12 protein-coding genes are annotated in these 11,157 nt (G+C 66.1%); 7 read left to right on the forward strand and 5 right to left on the reverse strand.

The genetic code is table 11. The features are described 5' to 3' along the window. Positions 1-13 precede the first annotated feature (13 nt). Both ON41_RS40680 and ON41_RS29160 read right to left on the reverse strand, forming a co-directional pair. Positions 14-220, reverse strand: coding sequence for a DUF397 domain-containing protein (locus ON41_RS40680; RefSeq protein ID WP_083905716.1), 207 nt, complete (start codon positions 218-220; stop codon positions 14-16). Then, complete coding sequence (locus ON41_RS29160) at positions 217-1,110, reverse strand: helix-turn-helix domain-containing protein (protein WP_040751221.1); 894 nt, start codon at positions 1,108-1,110, stop codon at positions 217-219. Before ON41_RS29160 ends, ON41_RS40680 begins: the two co-directional genes overlap by 4 nt. Before the next feature lie 291 nt (positions 1,111-1,401). Here ON41_RS29160 and ON41_RS29165 point away from each other — a divergent pair, with 291 nt between their 5' ends. From ON41_RS29165 to ON41_RS29175, 4 genes are all read left to right on the forward strand, one after another. Beyond that, a complete protein-coding gene (locus ON41_RS29165) occupies positions 1,402-1,551 on the forward strand; it encodes a hypothetical protein (RefSeq protein WP_246460972.1) in 150 nt (49 codons plus the stop codon). A gap of 109 nt (positions 1,552-1,660) precedes the next feature. Next, entirely contained in the window at positions 1,661-2,020 is a 360-nt protein-coding gene (locus ON41_RS29170) for a DUF4254 domain-containing protein (protein WP_157185655.1), read from the forward strand. A 699-nt stretch (positions 2,021-2,719) separates the two neighbouring features. After that, positions 2,720-2,935 (forward strand): hypothetical protein, encoded by a 216-nt coding sequence (locus ON41_RS41880; protein ID WP_157185656.1) that lies wholly within the window; start codon positions 2,720-2,722, stop codon positions 2,933-2,935. 116 nt (positions 2,936-3,051) lie between these two features. After that, positions 3,052-3,552 carry an ATP-binding protein gene (locus ON41_RS29175; protein WP_040751224.1) on the forward strand — a complete coding sequence of 167 codons (501 nt, stop codon included), beginning with the start codon at positions 3,052-3,054 and terminating at the stop codon, positions 3,550-3,552. Between the two features lie 34 nt (positions 3,553-3,586). Here the strand turns inward: ON41_RS29175 and ON41_RS29180 are convergent, their stop codons facing one another. Then, positions 3,587-4,015: a hypothetical protein gene (locus tag ON41_RS29180; protein ID WP_157185657.1), complete on the reverse strand. Its 429-nt coding sequence runs from the start codon at positions 4,013-4,015 to the stop codon at positions 3,587-3,589. Positions 4,016-4,475: 460 nt separating this feature from the next. On the opposite strand from ON41_RS29180, the gene ON41_RS29185 reads away from it, so the two are divergent. Further along, positions 4,476-4,919, forward strand: coding sequence for a DUF4254 domain-containing protein (locus tag ON41_RS29185; protein ID WP_040751266.1), 444 nt, complete (start codon positions 4,476-4,478; stop codon positions 4,917-4,919). 158 nt (positions 4,920-5,077) lie between these two features. Here ON41_RS29185 and ON41_RS29190 read toward each other — a convergent pair whose 3' ends face one another. After that, a complete protein-coding gene (locus ON41_RS29190; RefSeq protein WP_246829624.1) occupies positions 5,078-6,346 on the reverse strand; it encodes a lipase family protein in 1,269 nt (422 codons plus the stop codon). 163 nt (positions 6,347-6,509) lie between these two features. Next, on the reverse strand, positions 6,510-8,114 hold the full coding sequence (locus ON41_RS29195; protein ID WP_040751226.1) for an ATP-dependent DNA ligase: 1,605 nt from the start codon (positions 8,112-8,114) through the stop codon (positions 6,510-6,512). Between the two features lie 94 nt (positions 8,115-8,208). Between ON41_RS29195 and ramB the strand changes: the two genes are divergently transcribed. Both ramB and urtA read left to right on the forward strand, forming a co-directional pair. Beyond that, positions 8,209-9,618: an acetate metabolism transcriptional regulator RamB gene (gene ramB / locus ON41_RS29200; protein ID WP_040751227.1), complete on the forward strand. Its 1,410-nt coding sequence runs from the start codon at positions 8,209-8,211 to the stop codon at positions 9,616-9,618. A 174-nt stretch (positions 9,619-9,792) separates the two neighbouring features. Then, positions 9,793-11,070, forward strand: coding sequence for an urea ABC transporter substrate-binding protein (gene urtA, locus ON41_RS29205; protein WP_051162730.1), 1,278 nt, complete (start codon positions 9,793-9,795; stop codon positions 11,068-11,070). Positions 11,071-11,157 lie beyond the last annotated feature (87 nt).

Genomic DNA, 11,157 nt, shown 5'->3' on the forward strand with positions numbered 1-11,157 from the left:
ACTCCTCAGTTACTCAAGCGCGATTGAACTCGCCGTCCCTCACACCAGCGGTGAAGGCGTCCCATTCGGCTGGGGTGAAGACGAGCGCAGACCCGTGCGGGTTCTTGGAATCACGCACCCCGACATGACCTTCGTCCAGATGGGCAACCTCTACACAGTCACGGGTCGAGCTGCTGCGACTCGACTTGAACCACTTCGCCCCGGACAGGTCAACGCTCACGCGGCATACTCCTTCGCTACATCCAGGATTAGTCGCCTGGTCTTGCTCTGATCCAACGCTACACGCGAAATGTCCTGTAGCGCGTTCCGATATCGCTGCACGTCGGCCTCGCGCTCCAGGAAGAGATCACCCGCGTACTCTTCCACGTACACCACAGGCGGCTCCATCATCTTGGACTGTGGTAGCGGCGGAAACTCCAGCAGGACGAAAGAACCCGACAGCAACCCGAGATGGCTCGGCTTATCGAACGTCACGACCCGTATCGAAACGTTGGGCAGGGCCATAACATTCACTAGATGCTGTAGCTGCTCGTGCATCACGGCCGCTCCACCGATCTGGTTTCGGATCACGGCCTCCGACAGGATGACGTCTATCTCGAGGCGCTTGTTCTCCAGGAGCGACTGCCGCCGAGTCGCCCATTCGATGCGCTTCTCGATCTGCTCCGGTGGGGCGGTCGGAGACTCAGCCCACGCCAGCGCGCGGCGATAGGAGGGGGTCTGAAGCAGCCCCTGCAAGGTGGTCACTTTCCACGTGATCAACCGTTTCGCAGCGTCTTCCAACGCCAAGTAATGATCGAAGTCGTAGTGGATCTCGTCGGCGTAGCCGCGCCACCAGCCACCTTGTTTGCTCTTGTGCGCCTTCCGAATCTCGTCCACGAGGCCGAGCATCATCCGCCGTTCGGCATCGGTAGCTCCGAAAAGATCGCACAATGCGTTCATCTGGAGACGTGTCACCCGGGTGGACAACCCATCTTCGGTACGGCTGATCGATTGCGGGGATGTCTCTGCCGCCCGGCCCACCTCGGCGAGGGTCAGCCCTTTTGCGGTACGCATTCGTCGAAGTTCACGGCCCAAAGCACGGCGCGCAAGGGTACTTCCGATCTCACTCACGTCGTTAGCCTCGCTATCCAATGATCCAGTAACTGAACGGGTTCAAGCGGCGGCGTCCGTGTGATGACATCCGTGCAGGAAGTATGGCAGAAGCCAGTCGAATCCATCCCTTTGGATATTTCCAGCCGCCCTCGCGAGCGGTACTACTGGATGCCACCCGTTAGCCGGGACCCCAAGCTGCACCGCTCCATCCCGTTCTCCGGCACCGGCTACCGGCACACCAAACACCCCCCGAAACCTGGAGCGCCCATGTACGGCCTTCCGATTACCGACCACAGCGAATTGCCCGTGATGACAACCGATTACGCCCACCTGATCATGCAGAACCACATCGACTGCCCGACCTTGGCCTGCCCGGTCAAACGCCAAGCCAAGCTGTGCCTCGTGGAGGCCGGACTACTCACCCCCGACTCCCACCGCACCCGCGAAATGGGCCACTGACATGCCGCCCCACCATGAACGCACGACCGTCCGAACCGGACGGCTGCAACTCCCCGGCAAGGACTTGCTCCTGGCCGCGATGCGAGACATGCCCCACCGCCCCCACCCAATGCTCGAAGCCGCAGCCGAACTCGCGACCCTCCACCACCAACTCCCCACCCTCCCCCAAGGCCCCGAAACCAGCGAAATCAACCGCCAGCGAGCCGATTTGATGCTCTCCATAGACAGATTCGTCCTGTTCGTCACCCCAATCCCCCAAGGCAGCACCCCCCTCCACACCGAAACAATCGGCACCATCATCGACAGACTCGCCTGGCACTGCACCGACGCCTACCTAACCCACGCCGAAGACGACCACGCCCACGGCATGGCAGTCCTCCTGCTCCACGCCCTCGCCGACTCCTACGAAGCACTCGCGGAGGAGGTGACCCGCGGAATCCGCCGCCTCCCGACCACCTTCCATCCCTGATTCGCGACGCATCCCGGTTGCGTTCCGGCAATATCGGAACCCAGCCGGCCGGCCCGGCTGGCGCACTACCGCCGTCGCGGCCCACCACAGGGTCTCGATCGTCGTGATCATCGGCTGTGCGACCCTCGTACAGAGCCACAGGAATTGGTTGTCGACGCAAGGCCGTAGCCGGAGCCCGCGGGTGCGCGGCACAGGCGCGGGGTGCGACGCTGTTGGCTGCACGTGCAGCCAGTGTCGCGGCATCACGAAACCGCCACTACAGCAATGATTCTCGCCCTCGATCGACAGGACGCTAGATGCCCCGGACCGCCACGGCGATCATTCCACCACCCGCCGCGAATCCCGATGACGAGGTGAACCGATACCTCCGGAGGTTCAAGGCGTCGCTGGTGAAGCGATGGTCGCACACGCGCATGACAGAGTTGTACGAGATCGTCGACCTGTCGGTCTATCTGTGGGCGCTGGACCGGACGGATGAGGCACTCGCCATCCTGCGCTCCGTGACAACGGTGATCACCGAGCCGCCGCGGTCGCGAGACGGCACGGTCGATTACAACATCTGGTGCCCGGTGTCAGCGGCCAACGCGCTCGAGGCCTGGCTGCTGCGCGGCCGCGGTGACGCCGCGGTTCAGGTCCCGGCCGCCCGGGTTGTCAGCGATCCCGGGCCCGGCCGACAACCCGGACTTCATCGGAGGAACGGTGACCGCCGCGCCGGAGAAGTTGGCTGCCGCCGCCGGAGCTTCGGTGAAGCGAGCCTGCCACTCGATATCCAGAACCCTGATGAGCCTGCTGTTGTTGGCCGAGCTTGCGGCCGCCGGTCACCCCTACGCCGACTACTACGACGCTGCCGACGTAGCACGGCTGATCGAAACCGGCCGCGATCTGCTCCACGCACGCCTCACCGCAGCCGCCTGACCCCAGCTTCCCCAGGCCCCGCAACAAGCGAATCGCCCTCAGCGCCGGTGAATCGATTGCGCCGCCTCGCAACGGTGTCGGCCACTGAAACCTTCAGGTCAGCTACCGTCGGACCGATGAAGCGTGTGCTGATCACCGGCATGTCGGGGACGGGTAAGTCGTCGTTGCTGTCCGAGCTGTCGGCGCGCGGGTACGACACGGTGGACACCGACTACGGCGACTACTTCGAGACGGTCGACGGCGAACGGTTGTGGCGAACGGACCGCATCGACGCTCTGCTGGCGGCCGATCCGCGCGACGACGCCGAGCCGCTGTTCGTACAGGGCACAACGCGCAACCAGACCATGTTCTATCCCCGTTTCGACCACATCGTGCTGCTCAGCGCCCCGGCCGAGGTTCTTGTCGAGCGCCTGGCCGACCGCGCCACCAATTCCTACGGCAAATCTCCGGACGAACTCGCCGAGGTCCTGGAGAACCTGGCTACGGTAGAGCCGTTGCTGCGCGCGTCGGCCACCCTCGAGGTCGTGACCACGGTCCCGGTCGCCGAAGTCGCGGATATCGTTGTCGCACACGTGGTCCAGGTTTCGGGTGACACGTTGGACGGCGAGCCTCGGTGATCGGAGCGGTCGCAAGTGCCCAGCCGTCGCTGATTCAGCGCGGGCGGCGGAACCAATCGCCGGATACCCGCATCGACAGCAGCACCACGATCGCGATGGCGGCGGGGATCTCGAGCCACCCTCCGACGAAGGGGCCCTTGGGATTCGACGCTTCCAGCAGGCCGAGCAGGATCATCCATCCGCCGAACACGATGACGGTCACCCGCGCGCCCTTACCGGCTCGACCGAAGAACAGGGACCCGATGGCCGCGCCGAAGATCGGGAGGGACATACCCATATACGTACCGGCGACGTACGACTCACCGATCGCGATATTCACGACGATGACGACGAGCGCCAGCGCACCCAACACCAAGGCCAACACCTGGGCTACCCGCACCTGAGTCGGCATAACCGTCGGCGGGCCTGGAATCTGAGCAGGATGCGTTGAGCCATAAGGGTTTTGGTACTGCATGTTCGTCATACCCCCGAGAGTAGGTGGCGTCACACCACAACTTCTTGCGGTTTCCTTAACGGGATTCGCCTCGAAAAGCCCCAACCGCACCGGTTGTTCCGGTGCTTTCGCTGTCTCCGGATCGCTCGTAGGGAATCTGGTCCGGAAACCCCCGCAGAGCGATGGTTCCGTTCGAACCTGCTCCGCACATCGGTAGTACGTAGGTATGCCGGGGCGGGTCGGCCATCGCGCTCGATCCACCGAATTCATCTCCCGATCCTCGGCAGAGGGTGGAAGACGAATTCAGAAAAGGTGCGATCTTCGCCACCCCCCGAGCGAAAGATGTAGGGGGCGACAAGATTTCGCGCGGTGATGTCAAGGGCTCTGACGTGGGATTCCCCCGGACGGGAGGCGCGGCGGGACCGACGGCCCCGGACGGACAATGAATCTCGTTGCCGATCGGAAACATTCGGCGTGCAACATTGCGACCGTGGAATCGCTCCCACCCGAACACAGCCTCCTCGAGGCATGCCGCGGGACAGTGCTCGATGATCATGTCGTGCTGCGTTGTGCCCGTCGGCTGGCCGAACTGCACGAGCAGCGGCTCGCCGCGGCGGCGAGTGCCGCGGCCGATATCGATCGTGATCGTGCCCGGCTCGTGCACGAGATAGATCATTGGGTCGCGTGGAAGTTACCGCGTGCGCGCGGGGGGTCGCGGTTACATACGGAGACGGTGGGGACCGTGATCGATCGGCTGGCGCAGTTCTCGGCGCTGGCCTATCTGACGCTGGCCGATTCTCCCGAGTGGGTGGTTCGCGACGCCTGGCGGCGGCTGTCGGAGCTGGCGACCGCCTATCAGGACCTCGCCACCGAGATCGAGGCGGGGAAATGCCGCCTGCCCGACCTCAGCGGTACCCATTCCTACGAACACTGACAGAGGAGAGCCACACGGCGGCGCCGGACGAGGGAACGGGGCGCCGCCGCAGGCAGGGATGGCCGGATCTGGGCAGTTGATCCGCACCGGTCGGACCGGCTCACCGATCGTGACCCCGTACCCTCGAGGCGACCCGCGATTCGCCTGTGAATCTCCTGTCAGCGACCGGCTTCGGAGCAGCCCGGCGGCACCAGGCGCCCGGCCAGCATGTCCTCCACCCAGACCCCGGTAGCCGGGACGGCGAGCGCGCCGACGGTGAAATGCTCGCCCGGCAAAGGATCCAGCCGGACCCGCGCACCGCGACCACACCAGTCGTCGTACAGATTGCGCGCCTGCTCGAACGGTATCCAGAATTCGTTGACGCCGTGATAGACCATGACCGGCGTCTTCGGCGCGATCGCGCCCAGCCTGTTGTCCGCCAGGATCTTTCGCACCATCGGCAAAGCCATCGGATCGGGCGCGTCGGTGAGCCGCTCGACCTTCAGCGAGGCCAGCAGGCCCAGCACGGCCTCGCCACCGACGCAGATGTCCTTGAACGCGTGCGCCAGCCGCCAGCCGTCGTCGTTGAGCAGCGTCAGCAACTCCGGATACTCGCGCGCCAGCCCGAGCGCCGCGGCCAGGAAGATTCCCGACGCGCCGTTGACCCCGTCCATGGTCCGCGGCAGCAGCGCGTAATCCGCGGGGATACCGCCGATGAGAACGCCGGCGATGCGTAGTTCCGGGGCGTACTCGCCGGCCAGCTGTGCCGCCCACCCCGTGGCCCCGGCCCCGCCGGAGTAACCGCTGATCACGATCGGCGCGTCCGGCCGCAGCGTGGCGAGGCCGAGATGCGCGGCGGCCCGCAGCGAGTCCAGCACGGCGTGGCCGCCCATCCGGCCCGCCCCGTACGCCTGCCGCGGTCCCTGGTGATCGGGCACGACCACGGCGTAGTCGCGCGCGAGAAGCAGCCCGATGGACAGCTGATCGGCCTGAATACCCTCCCGCAACTGCCGAGACGGCGTGCAGCTGTTTCCGAGCGAGGAGATCGGGATGTCGTAGGACACCAGCGGCCGCGGCCCGGTCCCCCGCCACTCCGACCTGGGCATCAGCACCGTGGCGACCACCGGCGCCGGGCGGCCCTTGGCATCGGTGGACCGGATCAGCAGTTCGATGGACCGCACCGGCACGGGGAACCAGTTGTTCACCGCCCGCGACGCGAGAACCGTTCCCGGCGAGCGCTTTTCGAATCCGGTTGGCGGTGCGTAGAACTTGTCGTCCGGCGGCGTCGGCAGGATCGACTCGAGTTCGTGCGGCGGATCGACGAGAGTGTCGAGCAGATCCGCACGCGCCACCGTCCGATCCGCGTCGACCACAGCCGGCGCCATCACCATCAGTACCGCCACGGCCGCCACCCGCATCCCGGCGACCACCCACTGCCGATTCGCCACTCCGCTCACTCCCCGATGTGCTCGTCCGCCCACAGGACAACGCCGCCGATTCCGTGCACTGCCCGCCCAGCTGAAGAACACCCGAATACAACGGGCCTCCCCAGCTTTACATGCCTACTGGTTGGTTTCTGTTCATCCCGACCGGCGCGCCGCGAAGCAGCTGTCAGCTGGATGTATCTGCCGGCCTAGCGCCCGGCAGCAGGGCGCGGACGGCCTCGATGGTGTCGGCGTCGGCGGGTTCCTTGTCGGGGCGGTAGCGGACCACCCGGGCGAACCGCAACGCCACCTTGCCCGGATAGCGGGGGCTGACCTGGACGCCGTCGAGGGCGATCTCGACCACCAGGTCGGGGTGCAGGTACACGGTGTGGTCGTCGCGGCCGCGCTCGTGTTGCGGGAATTCGGCGGTCTGCCAGCGTAGGAGGTCGTCGGTCAGGCCCTTGAAGGTCTTGCCGACCATGATCGGGTCGCCGCCGTCGGGGTCGCGCGCGCCCAGGTGCAGATTCGACAGGTAGCCCGTGCGGCGGCCGTATCCCCATTCGGCCCCGAGCACGATCAGGTCGAGGGTGTGCGAGGGCTTGATCTTCTGCCAGGCCCGGCCGCGGCGACCGGCGGCGTAGGGCGACGACAGCGATTTGAGCACCACGCCCTCGTGCCCGGCCGCCAGGGCACCGTCGAAGAACTCCGCCGCGGCGGCGGCATCGGGACGGATGAGCGCCGGAATGGCGTGCGCGCCCGCGACCGACAGGAGGGCCGCGCGCCGCTCGGACAGCGGGGCGTCGAGCAGATCCGTGCCGTCGAGGTGCAGACAGTCGAAGAAGTAGGGATGCAGCAGCAGGTCGCGGGTCGTGGTCGCCGCGGGTACCGCCTGGCCGAGTGCGGCGGCCGAACTCACCGCAGGGTCCTCCGCGGCCGCGGGCGTGAGGGCGAAGCGGCTCATCGTCTCCTGGAACGGCCGGGGGCGCCCGGCGTCCGTGAGCGCCAGCGTCTCGCCGTCGAGGACCACGCTCTCGCAGTCCAGCGACAGGACCAGACCCACCAGTTCGGGGACGTTCGCGGTGATGTCACGCAGTGTCCGGGTGAATACCGTGACCTGAGAACCCTTGCGGTGCACCTGAATTCGCGCCCCGTCGAGCTTGTGCTCCACGCTCACCTCGCCGCCGAACTCGGCGAAGGTCTCGTCGAGAGTGCCGCCGGGCGAGGCGAGCATGGGCTGTACGGGCCGGCCGACCTCGAGCCGGAACGCCGCCAGCGCCTCCGCGCCGCCGGTCAGCGCCGCCGCCGCGGTCACCGGCAGCTGCCCCGACAGCATGTGAGCCCGGCGGACCAGGTCGACGGGTACCTCGGCGGCGACCGCCACCGCCTCCGCCACGATCGCGCTCAAGGCGCCCTGGCGCAGCTCGCCGGTCAGCAATCGCACCAGGAACTCCCGCTCCGGCGCGGTGGCCGCGGACAGCAGGTCGGTCAGCAACTCCTTCCGGCGCGCCGCCGAGCCCGCGCCGGACGTCCCGGCCAACTCGTCGAACAGGGCATCCACCGCCGGGACCGTGAGGCTCGGTTCGGTGGCCGGGGCGACGTCGAGACCGGTCAGCGTACGCCAGCCGGTACCGATCCGGCCCTGCACCAACTCGCCCGACACCCACGCCACGATCTGGGCGAGCTCGTCCGGACCGGCCTGCCCCAGCAGACCGGCCAGTGTGGCAATCTTGCTCTTGCGGGACGTGGTCGCCCGCACGGCGTCCGACGCCTCGACCACTCGCGACAGCAGCACAAACCAGACGGTAGCTCGGGGGTGTGACATATCGCTGGCAAGCTCTGTTAAAGAATCGTTTGCAGACGTGCGAAACCACCCATAAACTGGACATATGGCCAAGACTTACGTCGGGGCGCGGCTTCGCCAGCTGCGCACCGAACGGGGGCTGAGCCAGGTCTCGCTCGCCAAGAAGCTGGAGATCTCGGCGAGCTACCTCAACCAGATCGAACACGATGTGCGCCCGCTCACCGTGCCGGTGCTCCTGCGCATCAGCGAGGTGTTCGGCGTCGACGCGAGCTTCTTCTCCTCCCAGGACGACACCCGGCTCATCGCCGAGCTCCAGGAAGTCGTGATGGACCAGGAACTGAGCATCGAGGCCGATGCCCAGGAGATCGCCGATATGGTCTCCGCCCATCCGAGCCTGGCACGCGCGATGGTGAACATGCACCGCCGCTACCGCAACACCACCGCCCAGCTGGCCGCCGCCACCGAGGACCGGTTCGCCGACGGCAGCGGCTCCGGCGCCATCTCCCGCCCGCACGAGGAGGTGCGCGACTTCTTCTACCAGCGGCAGAACTACATCCACGAGGTGGATACCGCCGCCGAGGAACTCGCCACCCGCATGCGCTTCCACGGCGGCGACCTGAAACGCGAGATCGCCCGCCGGCTGACCACCGCGCACGGGGTGCAGATCGTCGAGCGCATCGATCTCGGCGAGGGCGTGCTGCACCGCTTCGATCCGGAGACCCGGCGTCTCGAGATCGCGCCCCATCTGTCCGGCGGGCAGCGCGTCTTCAAGCTCGCCGCCGAACTGGCCTATCTCGAATGCGGCGAGCTGATCGAAAAGCTGGTCGAGGAGGGCAATTTCGCCTCCGAGGACTCCCGCACGCTCGCGCAGCTGGGCCTGGCCAACTACTTCGCCGCCGCGCTGGTGCTGCCCTATTCGTATTTCCACGAGGTCGCGGAGGATTTCCGCTACGACATCGAGCGGCTGTCGGCGTTCTTCACCCAGAGTTACGAGACCGTCTGCCACCGGCTCTCGACGCTGCAGCGGCCGAAACTGCGCGGGGTGCCGTTCTCGTTCGTGCGCGTCGATCGCGCCGGGAACATGTCGAAACGGCAGTCCGCCACCGGTTTCCACTTCTCCTCCTCGGGCGGCACGTGCCCGCTGTGGAACGTCTACGAGACCTTCGCCTATCCGGGGCGGATCCTGACCCAGATCGCCCAGATGCCCGACGGCCGCAAATACCTGTGGATCGCCCGCACCGTGGAGCGCCGCGCCACCCGATACGGCGAGCCCAGTAAAACCTTCGCCATCGGGCTCGGCTGCGAACTGCGGCACGCGGGCCGGGTGGTGTACGCCGACGGCCTGGATCTGAACGACCCGCAGGCCACCCCGATCGGCGCGGGCTGCCGCGTCTGCGAGCGCCTCAACTGCCCCCAGCGCGCCTTCCCGCCCCTGGGCAAATCGCTCGACATCAGCGAGCACCGCAGTTCGATTTCCCCGTACGTCCTGCGGTAGCGCCCGAGCAAGATCACAAAACGGACAAAGTTCACCTCGGCGAAACATTCGCAATACGGGCGTCACCGAGAAATATTCGGGCGCAACACTTCAGCTTTAGTCTTCGGCGCACGGATACAACGGCTGTATACAACGCCGGTATCCGCACCTGATGGAGTGAGAAGGGTTCCGCCCATGTCAGATTCTCGTGACGCTCGTCGCGACCACCCCCGCCGCTTGTTGAAAGTGGTTGCCGCACCGACCGCTATCGCACTGTCGGCACTACTCCTGGCGGCCTGCGGCTCCCGGGACGACGCCGACACCGGTTCGGCCGCAACGTCCTGTGTGGACACCTCGAAGGACACGATCAAGATCGGGTCGCTGCACTCGCTGACCGGCACCATGGCCATCAGCGAGGTCACCGTCGCCAATTCCACGAAGCTGGCGGTCGACCAGATCAATGCCGCGGGTGGCGTCATGGGTAAACAGATCCAGATCGTTCCCGAGGACGGGGCGTCGGATCCGAAGACCTTCGCGGAGAAGGCCGAGAAACTCATCAGCTCCGACTGTGTCGCGGCGGTATTCGGCGGCTGGACCTCGGCCAGCCGCAAGGCCATGAAACCCAAGTTCGAGGCGCTGAATTCGCTGCTGTTCTATCCCGTGCAGTACGAGGGCCTGGAGGACAGCAAGAACATCTTCTACACCGGCGCCACCACCAATCAGCAGATCCTGCCCGCCCTGGACTATCTGAAGCAGAAGGGCGTCAAGTCGCTGTATCTCGTCGGCAGCGACTACGTCTTCCCGCAGACCGCCAATCGCGAGATCAAGGCGTACGCCGCGGCCAACGGCATCGAGATCAAGGGTGAGGACTACGCGCCGCTGGGCTCCACCGATTTCTCCACAATCGTCAACAAGGTGCGAAACGCCAAGGCGGGCGCGGTCTTCAACACGCTCAACGGCGATTCCAACGTCGCCTTCTTCCGCGAATACGCCAATGCCGGGCTGAAACCCGCCGATATGCCGGTGGTCTCGGTGTCGATCGCCGAGGAGGAGGTCACCGGCATCGGCCCGCAGAACATCGCCGGGCAGCTGACCGCCTGGAACTACTACCAGACCGTCGACAGCCCGCAGAACAAAGCCTTCGTCGCCGCCTACAAATCCGTCTTCGGCGCCGATAAGCCCACCTCCGATCCGATGGAGGCCGCCTACACCTCGGTCTTCCTGTGGAAGAACATGGTGGAGAAGGCGAAATCGTTCGGTGTGGGCGACGTTCAGAACGCCGCCGACGGCGTCACCTTCGACGCGCCCGAGGGCACGGTGACCGTCGACGGATCGAACCATCACATCACCAAGACCGCGCGGATCGGTGAGATCCACGCGGACGGCCTGATCTACACGGTATGGGATTCCGGAAAGCCGGTAATCCCGGACCCGTACCTGAAGTCCTACGAGTGGGCCAAGGGCCTGAAGTAGCCGACGGCCGTCGATGAGGGGCGGTGCGGTCCCGCCGGCGTATCGGGCCGGCGGGACCGTACCGATCGGCAGAGCGAAATCGAGGTA

The organism is Nocardia transvalensis NBRC 15921 (genome assembly GCF_000308875.1).
Taxonomy (GTDB): Bacteria; Actinomycetota; Actinomycetes; order Mycobacteriales; family Mycobacteriaceae; genus Nocardia; species Nocardia transvalensis.

What these genes read in the sequence shown, in the direction of transcription:
- ON41_RS29165 (WP_246460972.1), top strand. Translation starts at nt 1,402, where the DNA reads ATGACAACCGATTACGCCCACCTGATCATGCAGAACCACATCGACTGC.
- ON41_RS29175 (WP_040751224.1), top strand. Translation starts at nt 3,052, where the DNA reads ATGAAGCGTGTGCTGATCACCGGCATGTCGGGGACGGGTAAGTCGTCG.
- urtA (WP_051162730.1), top strand. Translation starts at nt 9,793, where the DNA reads ATGTCAGATTCTCGTGACGCTCGTCGCGACCACCCCCGCCGCTTGTTG.
- ON41_RS29170 (WP_157185655.1), top strand. Translation starts at nt 1,661, where the DNA reads ATGCTCGAAGCCGCAGCCGAACTCGCGACCCTCCACCACCAACTCCCC.
- ramB (WP_040751227.1), top strand. Translation starts at nt 8,209, where the DNA reads ATGGCCAAGACTTACGTCGGGGCGCGGCTTCGCCAGCTGCGCACCGAA.
- ON41_RS29180 (WP_157185657.1), bottom strand. Translation starts at nt 4,015, where the DNA reads ATGACGAACATGCAGTACCAAAACCCTTATGGCTCAACGCATCCTGCT.